General features: G+C 36.1%; 13 protein-coding genes and 1 pseudogene. 9 read left to right on the top strand and 5 right to left on the bottom strand.

The features are described 5' to 3' along the window. Positions 1-51: 51 nt before the first annotated feature. The 3 genes from G530_RS0115675 to G530_RS0115665 form a co-directional block, all read right to left on the bottom strand. Positions 52-1,233, bottom strand: coding sequence for an AIR synthase related protein (locus tag G530_RS0115675; protein WP_026935428.1), 1,182 nt, complete (start codon positions 1,231-1,233; stop codon positions 52-54). A gap of 123 nt (positions 1,234-1,356) precedes the next feature. Next, positions 1,357-3,543, bottom strand: coding sequence for a glutamine synthetase III family protein (locus tag G530_RS0115670; protein ID WP_026935427.1), 2,187 nt, complete (start codon positions 3,541-3,543; stop codon positions 1,357-1,359). 625 nt (positions 3,544-4,168) lie between these two features. Then, positions 4,169-5,113 (bottom strand): calcium/sodium antiporter, encoded by a 945-nt coding sequence (locus G530_RS0115665; protein ID WP_026935426.1) that lies wholly within the window; start codon positions 5,111-5,113, stop codon positions 4,169-4,171. A 129-nt stretch (positions 5,114-5,242) separates the two neighbouring features. Here G530_RS0115665 and G530_RS0115660 point away from each other — a divergent pair, with 129 nt between their 5' ends. From G530_RS0115660 to G530_RS0115650, 3 genes are all read left to right on the top strand, one after another. Beyond that, the gene (locus tag G530_RS0115660; protein WP_026935425.1) at positions 5,243-5,605 is read left to right on the top strand and encodes a BlaI/MecI/CopY family transcriptional regulator; all 363 of its coding nucleotides are present in this window, start codon (positions 5,243-5,245) and stop codon (positions 5,603-5,605) included. Continuing rightward, positions 5,605-7,725, top strand: coding sequence for a M56 family metallopeptidase (locus G530_RS0115655; RefSeq protein ID WP_026935424.1), 2,121 nt, complete (start codon positions 5,605-5,607; stop codon positions 7,723-7,725). Before G530_RS0115660 ends, G530_RS0115655 begins: the two co-directional genes overlap by 1 nt. 102 nt (positions 7,726-7,827) lie before the next feature. Beyond that, the gene (locus tag G530_RS0115650) at positions 7,828-7,980 is read left to right on the top strand and encodes a hypothetical protein (RefSeq protein WP_026935423.1); all 153 of its coding nucleotides are present in this window, start codon (positions 7,828-7,830) and stop codon (positions 7,978-7,980) included. On the opposite strand, the gene G530_RS0115645 is transcribed toward G530_RS0115650, so the two are convergent. After that, the gene (locus G530_RS0115645) at positions 7,977-8,492 is read right to left on the bottom strand and encodes an adenine phosphoribosyltransferase (protein WP_026935422.1); all 516 of its coding nucleotides are present in this window, start codon (positions 8,490-8,492) and stop codon (positions 7,977-7,979) included. The genes G530_RS0115650 and G530_RS0115645 overlap by 4 nt on opposite strands. A gap of 11 nt (positions 8,493-8,503) precedes the next feature. Beyond that, the gene (locus G530_RS0115640) at positions 8,504-9,157 is read right to left on the bottom strand and encodes a DUF2461 domain-containing protein (RefSeq protein ID WP_026935421.1); all 654 of its coding nucleotides are present in this window, start codon (positions 9,155-9,157) and stop codon (positions 8,504-8,506) included. Between the two features lie 191 nt (positions 9,158-9,348). Between G530_RS0115640 and G530_RS0115635 the strand changes: the two genes are divergently transcribed. The 6 genes and pseudogenes from G530_RS0115635 (at position 9,349) to G530_RS17120 (ending at position 16,954) form a co-directional block, all read left to right on the top strand. Then, positions 9,349-9,687, top strand: a complete 339-nt coding sequence (locus G530_RS0115635) for a hypothetical protein (RefSeq protein ID WP_026935420.1) — start codon at positions 9,349-9,351, stop codon at positions 9,685-9,687. Positions 9,688-9,924: 237 nt separating this feature from the next. After that, the gene (locus tag G530_RS0115630) at positions 9,925-13,140 is read left to right on the top strand and encodes a TonB-dependent receptor (RefSeq protein ID WP_026935419.1); all 3,216 of its coding nucleotides are present in this window, start codon (positions 9,925-9,927) and stop codon (positions 13,138-13,140) included. Between the two features lie 137 nt (positions 13,141-13,277). Beyond that, the gene (locus tag G530_RS0115625) at positions 13,278-13,835 is read left to right on the top strand and encodes a DinB family protein (protein ID WP_026935418.1); all 558 of its coding nucleotides are present in this window, start codon (positions 13,278-13,280) and stop codon (positions 13,833-13,835) included. 53 nt (positions 13,836-13,888) lie between these two features. After that, positions 13,889-14,386, top strand: a complete 498-nt coding sequence (locus G530_RS0115620) for a RidA family protein (RefSeq protein ID WP_026935417.1) — start codon at positions 13,889-13,891, stop codon at positions 14,384-14,386. Positions 14,387-14,584: 198 nt separating this feature from the next. Beyond that, positions 14,585-14,716 (top strand): annotated as a pseudogene (locus tag G530_RS17950) (hypothetical protein); the annotation flags it as partial. A gap of 201 nt (positions 14,717-14,917) precedes the next feature. Continuing rightward, complete coding sequence (locus tag G530_RS17120) at positions 14,918-16,954, top strand: PAS domain S-box protein (protein ID WP_051199821.1); 2,037 nt, start codon at positions 14,918-14,920, stop codon at positions 16,952-16,954. Positions 16,955-16,983: the final 29 nt, after the last annotated feature.

The following is a 16,983-nucleotide window of genomic DNA, read 5'->3' as shown; positions in this document are numbered from 1 at the left end:
ATGAGATCAGGAAAAAGTTGGAAAGAAATCTTAAGAGGGTAAAAAAATTCCCTAATTATATTCAAATATCCCTTGAGCGCTTTTGATAGTTAGCTTTTTAGAATCTGAAGCTTCTACTCTACCTATAATTTTCGCATCTACATTAAAAGATCTGGAGATCTCAATTATCTCTTCAGCGACATTCTCATCAACGTATAGCTCCATACGGTGCCCCATATTAAAAACCTGATACATTTCTTTCCAGTCGGTTTTGCTTTCCTGCTGGATCAACTTAAAAAGCGGAGGAGTATCAAAAAGATCATCCTTTATAATATGATTTTCATCTATGAAATGAAGGATCTTGGTTTGCGCACCACCACTGCAATGCACCATTCCATCTATCTTTTCATTTCCAATATCCTTAAGGATCTTCTTAATTATAGGAGCGTATGTTCTAGTTGGTGACAACACTAATTTCCCGGCATCAATAGGACTATTTTCCACAGCATCTGTAAGTTTTTTTGTCCCGGAATAAACCAATTCTTCTGGAATCGAACTATCGAAACTTTCAGGAAATTTTTCTGCTAATACTTTTGAGAAAACATCATGACGCGCAGAAGTAAGACCATTGCTCCCCATTCCGCCGTTATATTCCTTTTCATAAGAAGCCTGACCAAAAGAAGAAAGTCCCACGATCACATTCCCGGGCTTGATATTAGCATTATCTATCACCTTAGCTTTCGGCATTCTGGCGGTTACCGTAGAATCTACAATTATAGTCCTTACCAGGTCACCAACATCTGCAGTTTCACCTCCGGTTGAGTGAATTTCAACTCCAAAATCTTTCAACTCTGAGATCAATTCTTCTGTACCATTAATTATTGCTGAAATTACCTCCCCCGGAATCAAATTCTTATTCCGGCCAATTGTAGAAGAAAGTAAAATATTATCAGTAGCTCCTACGCAAAGCAGATCATCTATATTCATGATCAAAGCATCCTGGGCTATTCCCTTCCAAACCGAAATATCTCCGGTTTCCTTCCAGTACATATATGCAAGAGAAGATTTTGTACCCGCACCATCGGCATGCATGATCAAACAATGATCTTCACTACCGGTTAAATGATCTGGAACGATCTTACAGAAAGCCTTTGGGAACAATCCTTTATCAACATTTTTGATTGCATTATGCACATCTTCTTTTCCAGCTGAAACACCTCTTCCTGAATATCGTTTACTTACTTCTTTACTCATGACTTTTTCTTAGAGGTTTCAAAGATAATTAGTTTAAACAGTTCTAGTAAATAATCGGGATAATTTAAAATAAAAAGCCACGCTTTAGGGGCGTGGCTTTTTAAATTTCAGTTTAACATCAACTTATTTAGTAAACAACATTTCTCTGTATTTTGTCAATGGCCAAAGTTCATCGTCCACTAATAACTCCAGTTTATCACAATGGTATCTTATTTCTTCAAAATAAGGTTTGATGTCATCACAATAAGCAAAAGCTTTTTTCTCTACATCCTCAATTTTATTAGCGATTTTTCTGGCCTCAATCATCGCATTCACATTAGAGTTAATGCTGGCAATATGTGCAGAAATACTTTCTATGATCTCTAATTGTTCTTTAGCATGTCTGGTATACTCTTCTCCATAGATCGCCTTTAAACCCGTAACGTTCTTAATAAGAATATTCTGGTAGCGGATTGCTGTTGGAATCACATGATTTCTGGCTATATCCCCAAGAATACGTCCTTCTATCTGGATTCTCATGGCATATTCCTCAAGTTCGATCTCATGACGAGCTTCGACCTCTGTTTTATTCATTACCTCCAGCTCTTTATACAAAGAAATCGTCTTCTTACTAACTTGAGCTTTTAGTGCCTGCGGAGTGGTTCTGTTATTACTTAGACCGCGTTTCTTAGCTTCTTTTTCCCAGGCTTCTCCATAACCATCACCTTCAAATCGAATTTTTTTAGATTTTTTGATGTATTCTCTAAGAACATTGAAAATAGCATCATCTTTCTTCATCTTCTTATCCTTGATAAGCTTATCTACCTCAACCTTAAAGTCCTTAAGTTGTTTGGCAACGATACTATTTAATACCGTCATTGCATTTGCACAGTTAGCAAGCGAACCTACCGCACGGAATTCAAATTTATTCCCGGTAAATGCAAAAGAAGAAGTTCGGTTTCTATCGGTATTATCACGAAGAATTTCCGGTATCTTACCAACTACGTTTAACTTTAGATCTGTTTTTTCCTGTGGAGAAAGCTTTCCGTCAGTAACTTTTTCAAGTTCATCCAGTACCTTAGTTAACTGCGAACCGATAAATACCGAAATAATTGCTGGCGGAGCTTCATTTGCCCCTAAACGATGGTCATTAGAAGCACTGGCGATACATGCTCTCAATAATTCCTCATTATCATAAACTGCCTTGATGGTATTTATAAAAAAGGTTAAAAACTGAAGGTTCTTCATTGGAGTTGAACCCGGTGAAAGCAAATTTGTACCGGTATCTGTTGCCAGAGACCAGTTATTATGTTTACCACTACCATTAATTCCGGCAAATGGTTTCTCATGCATTAATACAGCTAAATTGTGTCTTTCCCCAACTTTCTTCATCACATCCATAATAAGGGAGTTATGATCTACCGCAAGGTTTGCCTCTTCAAAGATCGGGGCCAACTCAAACTGATTAGGAGCCACCTCGTTGTGACGCGTCTTCACCGGAATACCCAGTTTCATACATTCAATCTCAAGATCCATCATAAAAGAAATAGCTCTTGATGGGATTGAACCAAAATAGTGATCGTCTAATTGCTGTCCTTTAGCTGGGGAGTGTCCTAGAAGGGTTCTACCTGTTAAAGTGATATCAGGTCTTGAAGCTACGAGAGCTGAATCTATTAGAAAGTATTCCTGCTCCCATCCAAGAGTAGCATTTACTTTCTTTACATTTTTGTCAAAATATTTTGCCACATTTGTCGCTGCATTATCTACTGCCTGTAGCGCTCTCAATAATGGAGTCTTATTATCCAGTGCTTCTCCTGTATAGGAAACGAAAATAGTTGGGATACAAAGCGTAGTTCCCCATATAAATGCTGGTGAAGTTGGATCCCATGCGGTATAACCACGGGCTTCAAAGGTGTTTCTAATTCCACCACTTGGGAAACTGGAAGCATCAGGCTCCTGCTGTACCAGCTGGCTACCTCCAAATTTTTCAATCGCAAGACCTTCTGATAAAGGCTCAAAGAAAGAATCATGTTTCTCTGCAGTAGTTCCAGTTAATGGTTGAAACCAGTGAGTATAATGAGTCACTCCTTTAGAAATGGCCCATTCTTTCATTCCCGTAGAGATATGATCGGCTACGTTACGGTCAATTTTCTTTCCCGTACGCATAGCTTCCGTTACATTTTCAAAAGCTTCTTTCGTAAGAAACTGTCTCATTACAGTTTCATTAAATACATTACTGGAGAAAATCTCTGATCTTCTTGCAGGCTCAGTAATTTTAAGAGGCTTACGGTTTAAAGTTTCTTTTAAAGCTTGAAATCTTAAAGTTGACATATAGAATTTTTTAGTTGTATTCTTTTTGATAAAGATTTGGCGTATAACTGATTAGAAATCGCCAGAATCGCACAATTTTTTTGTTTCAAGTTGCGAATATAGGATATATGTATTAAAAATTGAAGATTCAATCTCTAAAAAATTACAATTTTTTGAATTTACCCCATATTTTTACAGGGGCAACATAAAAATTAACTCAATTTTAATTTTTGACACCCCTTAAATGAAGGGGTTTAAGATTAAATTAATATTTTTAGGCAATTTGCGGGTAATTTAAACCTTCATTATTGAACTCTAAGGCCCAACATTAGCACCTCTGGCTGGGTAGATGTTAACCTGCACAAAAGACGCGAAGCAAAACCAGGTTCGAATCTTACGTAAGTGATAAACTTGCGAACTCTTTTACAAGCGACCTTAATTATGTAATAACAGACCGTCGAGCTTCCATCTATATCGAAAAGGGCTTAATAGATGGCTGGATAATAGGATAAAACAGGTTCTAGGCAGATCCTTATAAGTATACCGCAAGGATTATTAAATCTATTGAGTATACTCCAGTTCCTGTGAACACATAATTATACTATACCTGGAAAAGAAAAAAAAGCGATCGGTATAGGGTGGTCTTTTATATAAACGCCAGTAAAATAAATACGGAATATCCAATAAGTAATACAAATCCCTCTTTACGACCCATTTCAGAATATTTTGGTATAAGAAGCATTGGCAGCAGGATAAATGCGATACCTAGCATCCAGAACATATCGTTGCTCAAAATCTGGGAAGACCCAACTACGATTGGCTTTATCAAAGCCGTAAGCCCTAATACGGAAGCAATATTAAAAATATTGGACCCTATAAGGTTACCCAGCGAAATTGCTTTCTCCTGTTTTATTGCCGCAATAAGTGATGCTGCAAGTTCAGGAACACTGGTCCCTATAGCAATTACAGTAACCGAAACCACTCTTTCGCTAATTCCTAACTGCGTAGCAAGATCTACAGCTCCCATTACTAAAAGTTCTGAACCACCCCATAGTGCAAATATTCCGATTAATAGCCAGAGACTCATTTTAAAACCTCGAACATCTCTTAGAGATTCATCTACTTCTTCAACTACAACCTTATCTTTTCTTCTTGAACGTTTGATGAGCAGAAAGAGATATCCTACTAAACCTAATAGCAATGCTCCTCCTTCTATCCTGGTTAAGGTATTATCACTCAAAAGGAAGAAGTATAGCACAATTGAAAAAACCATCATTACCGGCCAGTTGATCCTGTAAAAATCACGATCTACCATCAAAGGAGAGATCATAGCAGTTAAACCTAACACTAAGCCGATATTAGCAATATTAGAACCAATAACATTTCCCAGAGATATATCTGAAAAACCATCAATGGCTGCCTGAAGGCTCACTAATAACTCTGGAGCCGAAGTAGCAAAAGAGACCACCGTAAGCCCAATAACCATTCTGGAAATATTGAGCTTAAGAGAAAGAGCCACGGAAGATCTTACCAAAAACTCTCCTCCTATTACAAGTAAAACAAAGCCAACAAGTAAGTAAACAATGCTCATAAAACAATTTTTGGCGAAGATATAAGAAATGCCTCAAATAGAAGACAGAATAAAAACAACTACTTTTATAGTTAACTAACTATTTTTTTCGTTATATTTGAAATCAACTAATATGAAAGTTAATTTTCTATGGAGAAACTTACCAATAAAGAAGAGGAGATCATGAGAGTTCTTTGGGAACTCGAAAAAGCTTTTGTGAAGGAGGTAATGCCAGCGATAAAAGATCAAAAGCTTCATTATAATACTGTTTCTACAATTATTAGAAAACTGGAAGAAAAAGGATATGTATCTCACAAAGCATTTGGAAAAACCCATCAGTATTTCCCAATTGTTTCAAAAGAGAAATACAGGAAGCAGTTCATGAATATGGCCACTAAAAGATTCTTTGATAATTCCTTTAAGAATGTGGTGTCCTATTTTGCTAAAGAGGAAAAGATAAGCGCGAAGGAACTTAGAGAGATCCTGGATATTATCGAAAACGAGGAGAAATAATGGAAAGTTTTTTGGTCTACATACTTAAAGCCTCTGCCCTTCTGGGCATATTTTACCTGAGTTATTTATTCTTGCTTAAAAGAGAAACTACTTTTCAATTAAACAGAAAATTTTTGATCTCCGGTTTATTTGCCTCTATCTTTCTACCCTTAATATATTTTACGAAAAAGGTATATATAGAAGCCAACCGGGTCCCTTTCGATTTTTTCACCACACCTACTGAAAGTACGGCAGTTCCAATGCACACACCTACAGACTGGTGGTCTATTGCAGGCATGACTTATATCGTCATCACAGGTTTTTTCATCTTTAGATTATGTCTTCAACTTGGTTCTGTCTTAAAAATATTACTTTATAATAATACTAATAAACATGCCGGATTAAAATTCCTGGAGTTTTCTACCAACCAGCTTCCATTCTCGTTTTTCCATTATATAGTTTATAATCCAGCTAAGCATTCTCAAAAGGATCTGGATCTCATTCTGGAACATGAAAAAGTACATGCCAGGCAGTTTCATTCTGTAGATATCATACTAGTAAATCTTATTAGTTGTTTTTTCTGGTTCAACCCTTTTGCGTGGCTTTATAAAAGATCTGTGGAGCAAAACCTGGAATTTATTGCCGATAGGGAAACGGTAAATAACAAGGCCGAAATCAAAGAATATCAGCATGCGCTGGTAAAAGTTTCTATCGCCGATCTAAGACCGGCACTTACTAATCATTTTTATCAATCATTTATCAAAAAACGAATTCTTATGTTAAACAAAAAATCATCAACCCAAAGCCCTGCATGGAAGTTAAGCCTTGTAATGCCCCTACTCCTTGCTTTCATGCTTCTATTTAATGTAAAGACTGAAGCTCAAATTGTTCCACAGGAAGCAACCGAAGAAACTACCGAGCTAGCTGAAGAAACAGAAATAATTGAAATTCAGGAAGAATTTGAAGAAGAAAAGGAAATTGAGATCGAAGAACATCAGGAAACCGACGAAGTTATAGAAATAATTGCCGGTGAGGAACCAAAAAAGGTCCACATTATTGAAATTGACAATAGTAAAAAAAGAAATCCGGAAATGATGATCGGTGCAGATCCTCTTTATGTAATAAATAATAAGGAGTACAAATCTTCCAGACTGGAAAATAAATATATTGCTTTAAATTCAAGATTGAATTTTATTCCGGCTTCTGAAGCCATAAAAAGATATGGAAATAAAGGAGAGAATGGTGCCGTTATTATCCCGAATGGAACCATCATAAAGAATTTTGACAAAAAATTGAAAGAGGCCCAGGAGCTATCTAATGATTTTAGTGGAAAATTTCTTTCTGTAGGAGATAATGGAAAACCTTCTATAATCGAAATAAGGTCTTCTAAAAATTCTAATGAAGCCTATATTCAGCCTCATCAATTGCGATCGAACAATGTATCGGGTAAATTTAAATACATCAACACATCAAATGCTTTTTCACCTAAAAGTGATTATCAAATAATGGGTGGTTCTAACTCTAGAGTTTTTACAAATTCCCCAAAAGTGAAAGTTCGCTCTATAGGTCCATCTTCAGCAAATAGTGCCAGGGTAATAGAATGGAAGACCAGGTCAAAAAATAATTCTCAAGCCGTATGGATTCAAAAGGATTCTAATAAAGTAGTTGTCAAGACACAGGATAACACACCGCTATATGTGGTTGATGATGAGGTTATGGGAGAAGATTTTATTGTTAATTCCATCAAACCCGAAGAGATAGCTGCCATCAACGTACTTAAAGGTGATAAGGCAATTGAGAAATATGGTAAGAAAGGAAAAAATGGGGTCATCGAACTTCACACAAAAGCGTCCGGATATAAAGTCACAAATAAAAAACCTGAAGCTGTAGTATTCGGGGTTAATAAAGATTTTTCCGATTCTGATTTAGAATCGCTTAAAGAAAATATCATGGAATCTACGGGTACTAAAGTGCAATTTTCAGGTATTCAAAGAAATTCAAATAATGAAATAATAAAAATCGAAGTTTCAGTTGAAAATGGTGATCAAAAAGCTTCCGCAAACTGGGATGATACCAACGGAATTCCGAAGATCAGCATTGGATTTTCAGAAAAGAAAGGAATCTTTATAAGGACTTTCTAATTACCTTATAAAATAAATAAAAGCCGCAGTGATGCGGCTTTTGTATTTTTCTAACAAACTGAACTCTAATATTTTGATATATTTGGTTTCAAACCAGCCAATATGAAAAAGCAAATCTTTAAAGCTTTAGCTAAACTAAACCAAAAAATATTGCCTAGTTATTCCAAAAAGGGATTAGACCTGCAAAAGGCCAGTAAAGTTCAAATGGCTATTATTGGGTGGAAACTCTGGGTCACGAAAAATTCCCTGGACTAAGAGTATTTGATCAAAGAGGAAACATTGTAATCTGAGATCTTTTCAATCCCATTTAGGAATTCCAGCTCCACCAGGAAATTGCATTGAACGATCTCTCCCCCACACTTTTCAATTAACTTACAGGCAGCTGCAGCCGTTCCACCTGTGGCCAGTACATCATCATGTAATAGGATTCTTTCACCTTTTTTTATCGCATCTTCATGAATTTCTAAAGTATCACTACCATATTCCAGATCATAGGTTTTTGTATGTGTTCTATGTGGCAATTTCCCAGGTTTTCGAACAGGTATAAAACCGGCATTCAATTTTTCAGCCAGAAGCGTTGCAAAAAAAAATCCTCGGGATTCTATACCTACAACTTTATCTATGTTGGTATGAGGCAAATTCTGCATAAATAATCTTACGGCCATTCTCATCGCTTCCGGATCTAAAAGAAGCGGCGTAATATCCTTATAACTAATCCCTTTTTTGGGGAAATCTATAATATTTCTAACGTAGGGTTCTAAATTCATATATATGTGCTTTAAACAGTGACTGCATGGTTTAGATAGTTTCTAAAAGGCAACATCTCTTTATAAACTTTTACTAAGTGTTCCTGAAAATCATCTCTTAAGATCTGCTGTTTGGTTAAGTCATGTGTCACAGCAAAGGTTTTATTTCTCAAGAGTTCTATATATCTATGATCATTATCATATCCTTTTGGAGATGTCTTTAATTTCTCTTCCTCGATCAGTGCACCAAAGGTATCTCGAAATGATTTTTTATTCAATATTTTCAGGAATTCTTCTCCATTATAATCTATAGCAGCTCTAATACTATCCAATAGTTCTTTTCGTGGCCTGTAAAAACCGCCGGCTACAAAACATTCATTAATACCTATATGTATATAAAAATCTCCTTTGCCTTTCTCCTTATCTAATCCGGCACCAAAATGATCTTTATAAACAGGTTTATTGGGATGGAACAATAAATTATTATTGATCCTGTTAATTGCCTGCTTACCCGTAGTTGGCACATATTCGGGGTCTATTTTCGCAAGTTTAATATCCAACTCGTTTAACCATTCAATATAAAAATCCCGAACCTCATGGTAAAGTTTTCTATGCTCATCCATCCATTCCTTATTATTATGGCGATTGAGTGCGTGAAGGAATTCAAATAATTCTGAAAAGCTCATTTTTTTCTTTTAAAGATATTAAACTAGAGGTGAAACTTAAGAACACTAAACTTTTATCTCGGTCTAGTAACGAATAACAAAATACAGGTGTTTGACATTCAGTCATTTGAATCCATTATAAACCCGATATAGTTAATAGATAAGATCATTTTCGATTAAATTGATGTAGTTAACCAAAAAACCATATCAAGATGAACTTTAAAAAACTGGGAGCAGATATTTATATTCCAACAAAGGATTCAAATTCTCTTAAAAATATACATAATATAAAATTCAATTATTATCTCTCTAGCCGGATGAATGGGAATTTAATTGATCTTGATATAACTTCTAAAATTTTTAATGTTGATAAGATATATGTTCGAAAATCATGTTATCGTATAAAAATTGGAAAGTTAGAAGACTGTGTTAAGTCTAATATTATAGATCACATGAAACAGTTAGGAATGGATGAAAGCAATATTCCACAATCTTTGCTTAACACCAGAATCGCTAAACGTAAAGACCGACTTTTTAATAGTACTATTTAAACTAATAATTATATATCCCTTCTGTAAAAAAACCCCGTCTCTTAAAGGCAGGGTTTCTTGGTTATTAACTCATTCCCAATATTAAGCTGTGAACACTTTAATTTCAATTCACTAGTTTACAGTTGATTATGATATATTTTCATCTCCAAAATAACTCAGAAAATTAATATTATAAATAATTAAGAAACATTACTTTTGCACAAATTTATATTTTCCTTAACACAACAAAAAACAAACATGAAACGACTACTACTGCTATTTACAATAGCATTACTAACAAATCTTTCAGCTACCGCACAGGTAACTACTGCTGAGATTAGCGGAGACGTTTTTTACGAAGAGAACACCCCTCTACCCGGGGCAAATGTTACCGCAGTTCACACCCCAACAGGAACTACTTACGGTGCAGTTACAAATTTTGATGGTGGCTTTAACCTTTTAAATCTTAGAGTTGGTGGGCCTTACAAGATATCTGTAAGTTATGTTGGATTTAAAACTTCAGTACTTGAAGGTGTAGAGCTGAATCTTGGACAAACCTTCAACGTGGAAATTGAAATGGTTTCAGATGCTACTCAACTTGATGCTGTAGTTATTAACGCATCAAAGAACCAGATCATCAATTCAGATCGTACTGGTGCTGAAACAAATATTGGAAGAAGAGAATTAAAATCCCTCCCAACTATTTCCAGATCAGCTTCAGATTTCTACAGATTAGAGCCAACAGCTTCCAGCAATGGATCTTTTGGAGGGAGAAATGACCAGTTCAACAACTTCAGTCTTGATGGATCTATTTTCAATAACCCTTTTGGCTTAGATGCTGCCACTCCTGGTGGACAGACGAACGCACAACCAATTTCTCTTGACGCAATAGACCAGATCCAGGTTTCTACCGCGCCTTATGATGTTACTCAAGCTGGTTTTACCGGAGCTTCTGTTAACGCGGTCACTAAAAGTGGTACTAACGAAATTGAAGGTACTGTTTACGGTTTCTACCGTGATGAAAATATGACCGGAGATAAAGTTGGTGGAGATGATATTATCGTACCAGACCTTAAACAGGCTCAGTATGGTTTTAGCATTGGAGCTCCAATTATAAAAGATAAACTTTTCGTTTTCGCTAACTTCGAGAAAGATGATCGTGAAGATCTAGGTTCTAACTTCGTTGCTAGCAGACCTGGTTTAACCGGTTCTAACGTTTCTAGAGTTTCTGCTGAAGATCTTGATTATGTTTCTTCTCAATTATCTTCATTAGGATATGAAACCGGAGCTTACGAAGGCTACACACACGAAACTTCTTCTACTAAAGGTATTTTAAAACTAGACTGGAATATAAACCAGAAGCATCGTTTGGCGTTTATATATAACTTTCTTGACGCTTCACGAGATCTTCCGGCAAACCCTGAAGCAATTGGAAGAAGAGGTCCAGACCTTACTACACTTCAATTTAGAAATTCAGGATATGAGATCAATAACAAGATCGATTCCTGGTTGGTTGAATTAAATTCTAATTTCGGAAATAACATTTCGAATAAATTCCAGGCCGGTTATACATTTTTTGATGATAGCCGTGATCCTTTTTCTGCTCCTGCACCTCCTATCAACATTCAACAAAATGGTGTTCGTTATATCGTGGCGGGACATGAGCCATTTTCTATCAACAACAGGCTTGAACAACACGTGTTGCAGATAACTAACAACCTTAACATGGTTTCAGGAAATCATACCTTTACTTTTGGAGGTAGTTTTGAAAGATTTGATTTTGATAACTCTTTCAACCTTGGCACTTATGATTATGCAGGAAATACTGATCAGGGAACAGGACCTGTGAGTACTTTCTTTGATGCTTTTACCAGTGTAAGAATAGATCCGAATAGCCCGGGAGGTTCTTTTGAGGAAGCTATTAATAATGGTACTATTGCAGCTGCCTTAAATAATGCTCAGAATGTATTTGAAAATAATAACTCGAATGACAGCTGGGCTTTAGCCGAAACAACGGTTGGTCAATTAGCATTTTATGCACAGGATAAATGGAAGATCACAGATGACTTCACTTTTACTTATGGTCTAAGAGTAGACAAGCCATTATATTTTGATACTAAAGATAAAATCCAGGAAAATATTGATCGCCTTGCGGGAGGAACCTTCCCTAACGGTGATTATCAGCCAGAGATCACTTACTTTAATGAGGATGGCGATCCTGTAAAACTTAACAGTTTAGAACTTCCTAACAACGATCTACTTTGGTCTCCAAGACTTGGATTTAACTGGGATACTTTCGGGGATAACAAATTACAAATTCGTGGTGGTACCGGAATATTTACAGGTAGACTTCCATTTGTATGGATTGGGAACCAGGTAGCTAACCCGGCTTTCTATTTCTACCAGACTACAGCGCCAGACTTTAAGTTCCCACAGGTTTGGAGAAACAGTTTAGGTGCAGATTACAGATTCGAAAATGGTCTTGTAGCAACAACAGATCTTATTTATACTAAAGATCTCAATGCACAAATGGTTAGAAACTACGGACTTTCCACTCCATCTGGCTCTTTAAATGGAGTAGACAACCGTCCTGTTTATTTAGATAGTGATAAAGCGGTAAACGAATTTGGAGGTCCAAACAACGCTTATGTATTTACCAATACAGATGTTGGATACTCTTTCAACTGGTCTGTAAAACTTGCTAAAAGCTTTAAAAAGAATTTTTACGCGAGTATTGCATACAACTACCTGAAATCTGAAGACGCGAGTTCTCTTGATGCTGAGATCTCAAGTGATGCTTATGACAGAAATCCTGCTTTAGGAAATGTAAATGCTGCCGTAAGTACACCTTCTAGATATGGAGATAAACACAGAATCGTTGGTCAATTAAACAAAGAATTTAACTACGGAAAAGATAACCGCTGGAGAACGTCTATAGGTGCATTCTACGAGTATGCTCAAGGTGGTAGATTCTCTTATACTTATTCTGGAGACATTAACAATGACGGATCTGTTTTGAATGACCTTATTTATATTCCTTCTCAGTCTGAACTTGAGCAATATACCTTTACAGGTACGCCTGCAGAGCAGGAATCGCAGAGACAGGCTTTCGAGCAGTTTATTCAGCAGGATGAATACCTAAGTGACAATCGTGGTGATTATGCTGAAAAGTATGGTATCCTTAGCCCATGGAGAGGGAGATGGGATGTGAAAATACTTCAGGATTATAATTTTAAAGTTGGTGAAAAGACGAATACCATTCAGTTGAGTCTTGATATCCTGAACTTCGGAAACTTATTGAATTCTGATTGGGGAGTAATTCAAATCCCGGTTAACGATCAACCTATTGGCGTAACTGTAGACGAGAACAATTCTCCTGTATATACATTTGGCAATCAAAGCAGAACATTTGCTAATGATTTCAGCTTGCAATCAAGATGGCAGGCCCAGGTTGGATTACGTTATATTTTCTAAAACAATCTAACAACCAAAAATTTAAAAGCAGCCTTAGAAATAAGGCTGCTTTTTTTATTTCATCTATCAAAAAAATAAAATCTACATATTCAAAGGACATTTTTTATCTTTAAGAGTAAACTTCTAGAACTTTCCTCATGAACCAATGGGCATTACAAATAGACAGGATCACTGGTGATTTTATAAATTCATTCAGTGTACTTTCTGAAGAGGACTTAAACTGGAAACCCTCACCAGAGGTCTGGAGCATTGCTGAAAATATTGACCACCTTATTACACTCAATAAAACCTACTTCCCCATTTTTGCCAAATTAAATAAGGGCAACTATAAACTACCGTTTATTGCCAGGTTTGGTTTCGTGGTTAGCTTCTTCGGAAATATGATCTTGAAATCTGTACAGGCAGATAGAAAAAAGAAAACTAACACATTCCATATCTGGAAACCTTCAAAAAGGAGTTATAAGAAAAGTATCCTTGGCCGTTTTGAGGAACATCAATCGAAATTTAAGCAGGAGATCCATTTAGTTGAAGACAGAATAAAAGAAAATGCGGTGATCTCTTCGCCGGCCAATAAGAATATTGTTTATAAACTTGAAACCGCCCTGGATATTCTCGTTACCCACGAAAAAAGACATTTTGAACAGGCCAGTGAGATTTATGCACTTCTAAAGAACAAGAAAGGAATGAGTGGATAATCGCCAGAACATTGATGATATTGTAAATTTTAATGTAATAATTACTCCTTAGCATGAAAAATCTTAGTCTATTTATCATTCTTCTCCTTTTAAACCTTCCCGCTATTAGCCAGACTCCTGAAGAGAAACTAGCCGGGCTGGGAATAGATCTGCCTGAAGTATCTCAACCGGTGGCTAATTACGTGAAATGGCGTAAAGCTGAAAACCTGATCTACCTAGCTGGCACCGGTAGCGATGTAAAGGGTAAATTAGGTAAAGATCTCACAGTTGAGCAGGGTTACGAAGCATCACGAGAAACAGGGATTAAAATTCTTGCTACTTTAAAGGCTGCCTGTGGTGAACTAAGTAATATCAAGCAATTTGTAAAGGTACGCGGGATGGTAAACTCCACACAAGATTTCTATGATCAGCCCAAAGTGATCAATGGATTTTCAGACCTGATGGTTGAAGTATTCGGAGAAAAGGGCAAACACGCCAGGGCGGCAGTAGGTCATTGCTCCTTACCTTCAAATATAGCAGTAGAAATTGAAGTTGTGGTAGAATTATACTAAAGTTGATCTTCTACGATCTTCTTTAAACCTGTAATAACATACTCTTAAACTTATACTAAAATATTGGGTTTTGTTTAAGCCTAGGACTACCTTGTGCAAGTTATTACGCATCAAAAAAATTAAGAATATAAAAGCTTAAACACCTGATATTGTTGACTTTTTATATTTTTAATAAAAAATCTATTGTAGCATCATTTAATTATAATAACAATTCCTACGTCTAAACAAAATTTAAATTTTCAAAATATTCCTCTGAATTTAGAACAAACTTTAAACGATCTACCTGTTCCGGTTTTAATTTGCGACAGGGAAGGCAGAATTACATTTGCCAATAAATCTTTTGATCAAATTTCCTATCATAAAAATAATACTGGTAGATCTTTATTAGAAGAAAATACTTTAGAATTTCTAGATGCATCTGGCAACGAAATACCTGCTGAAAGATCACCTATCGCAGAGATCATATCTCTGAAAAAAGCAACAGGAAAAGTAAAGGTCTACCTGAAAAAAACCGAGGATTATTCATATACAATGGCCGCTACCATCCATAAAGGTACGGATGGCTCAGTTCTAGCGTATCAATTTAATTTTTCCCCTCAATATCATTCAGAAAAAAGATTTTTAAAAAAAAATACACTTTCTGCTATTGTTGAATTCTCTAATGATGCTATTATCAGCAAGGATCTTAACGGAATTATCACCAGCTGGAATAGAGGTGCTCAAAAGATCTTTGAATATACTGAGAAAGAAGTGATTGGGAAACATATTAGTATTCTTATCCCCGAATCCAGGTTACATGAGGAAGATCTTATTTCCAATACTATTAAAAGCGGAAAATCTCTAAATCATTTTGAGACCGTAAGATTTAGCAAATCGGGAAAGAAAATCCCCCTTTCTTTAACCGTCTCGCCGATAAAAAATGATTTTGGTAAAATAATAGGTGCTTCTAAAGTAGCCAGAGATATATCAGATCGTGTAAAAGGTGAAGAAAAGCACGCCAGGCTTTCGGCTATAGTAGAATCATCAGACGATGCAATTATAAGTAAAGACCTTAATGGAGTAATTACCAGTTGGAATAAAGGAGCAAGAAGAATTTTTGGGTATTCAGAGAAGGAAGTCTTAGGTAAATCCATTACTATTCTAATTCCTGAAGACAGGATGGATGAAGAAAAACAAATTTTAAGTAAGATCCATGCGGGACTTAGAATAGACCATTTTGAAACTATAAGACAAACAAAAGCTGGTAAGAAAATTCCAATTTCTGTGAGCGTTTCGCCACTAAAGGACAGACATGGTAAAATAATTGGCGCCTCTAAAATTGCCCGGAATATAGAAGAACAAATAAAATCCAAGAAGAAGATAGAAGGCTATGTTGAGAAACTCCGTATACTGAATTCGGTAGGCAAGGATATTTCAACCAAATTAGATTTAAAAACAGTACTACAAAAAGTGACCGATGCTACTACAGCATTATCGGGTGCAGAATTCGGAGCATTCTTTTATAATTCCGAGGCAGATTCAGGAGAATCTATGATGTTATATACTCTTTCTGGGGCTCCCAAGGAGGATTTTGAAAAATTAGGGATGCCAAGACAAATTGGTGTTTTTCAGCCTGCCTTTTCAGGCCAGGGAATTATAAGAGTAGATGATCTTACAGCAGATAAGCAATATGACCATAATCCCCCACATTACAGAATGCTCAAAAGATATTTAAATGTAACCAGTTATATGGCCATCCCGGTAATTTCTACTTCAGGCAGCATAATTGGAGGTCTTATATTTGGACACCCGGAAAAAGCAGTATTCAAAAAAGAACATGAGATAATGGTTAGAAACATTGCCGCACAGGCAGCAATTGCTCTTGACAATTCTCAGCTGTTTGAAAAAGTTAAATCCCTCAGTGAAAAGAAAGATGAATTTATAGCGCTGGCTAGCCATGAATTAAAGACCCCGCTAACTACGATCAAAGGTTACCTGCAATTTCTGGAGAATAAAATTGAAGAACCACGAACTAAATTATTTCTTACCAAAACTTTAGATCAGGCTAATCGTTTAAACAACCTTATTGATGATCTATTGAATATGTCCAGGATAGAAGCCGGGAAATTACAATTCAATTATGAAAGGTTTGATATTAAAGAATTGCTTCAGGAAATGTGTGAAACATTTAATTATACAGAAGGCAGCCATCAACTAATTTCAGAATTTGGAGATGATCCAGTCTATGTAAAGGCCGACAAACAAAGAATTGAACAGGTCCTGAATAATTTGCTGAATAATGCTGAAAAGTATTCTCCTAATGCCGATAAAATTTACCTGAAACTGAAGAATGATAACAAAAAGGCGACGGTTACCGTCGAAGATGAGGGACTTGGGTTAACTCCTGAACAACAGCAAATGGTATTTAGCCGGTTTTACAGAGCAGAATCCACAAAAGGCATCAATGGATTAGGGCTTGGCCTATATCTTACCAAACAGATCATAGATAGTCACAGTGGTGAACTGGCCGTTAAAAGTGAAGAAGGTAAAGGTTCAGAGTTCTATTTTTCTCTGCCTTTAGACCTGTAATTTTATAATTTGAGATCGAAGCATTTAAC

The organism is Christiangramia echinicola DSM 19838 (assembly GCF_000423065.1).
GTDB lineage: Bacteria > Bacteroidota > Bacteroidia > Flavobacteriales > Flavobacteriaceae > Christiangramia > Christiangramia echinicola.
The sequence above is the reverse complement of the archived record's forward strand: the minus strand, read 5'-3'. Positions and strand labels throughout refer to the sequence as shown.

Coding starts and splice junctions, on each gene's coding strand:
- G530_RS0115660 (WP_026935425.1), top strand. CDS start 5,243: ATGGAGAAACTTACCAATAAAGAAGAGGAGATCATGAGAGTTCTTTGG.
- G530_RS0115665 (WP_026935426.1), bottom strand. CDS start 5,113: ATGAGCATTGTTTACTTACTTGTTGGCTTTGTTTTACTTGTAATAGGA.
- G530_RS0115645 (WP_026935422.1), bottom strand. CDS start 8,492: ATGAATTTAGAACCCTACGTTAGAAATATTATAGATTTCCCCAAAAAA.
- G530_RS0115620 (WP_026935417.1), top strand. CDS start 13,889: ATGAAAAATCTTAGTCTATTTATCATTCTTCTCCTTTTAAACCTTCCC.
- G530_RS0115655 (WP_026935424.1), top strand. CDS start 5,605: ATGGAAAGTTTTTTGGTCTACATACTTAAAGCCTCTGCCCTTCTGGGC.
- G530_RS17120 (WP_051199821.1), top strand. CDS start 14,918: ATGGCCGCTACCATCCATAAAGGTACGGATGGCTCAGTTCTAGCGTAT.
- G530_RS0115625 (WP_026935418.1), top strand. CDS start 13,278: ATGAACCAATGGGCATTACAAATAGACAGGATCACTGGTGATTTTATA.
- G530_RS0115630 (WP_026935419.1), top strand. CDS start 9,925: ATGAAACGACTACTACTGCTATTTACAATAGCATTACTAACAAATCTT.
- G530_RS0115675 (WP_026935428.1), bottom strand. CDS start 1,233: ATGAGTAAAGAAGTAAGTAAACGATATTCAGGAAGAGGTGTTTCAGCT.
- G530_RS0115640 (WP_026935421.1), bottom strand. CDS start 9,157: ATGAGCTTTTCAGAATTATTTGAATTCCTTCACGCACTCAATCGCCAT.
- G530_RS0115670 (WP_026935427.1), bottom strand. CDS start 3,543: ATGTCAACTTTAAGATTTCAAGCTTTAAAAGAAACTTTAAACCGTAAG.
- G530_RS0115635 (WP_026935420.1), top strand. CDS start 9,349: ATGAACTTTAAAAAACTGGGAGCAGATATTTATATTCCAACAAAGGAT.
- G530_RS0115650 (WP_026935423.1), top strand. CDS start 7,828: ATGAAAAAGCAAATCTTTAAAGCTTTAGCTAAACTAAACCAAAAAATA.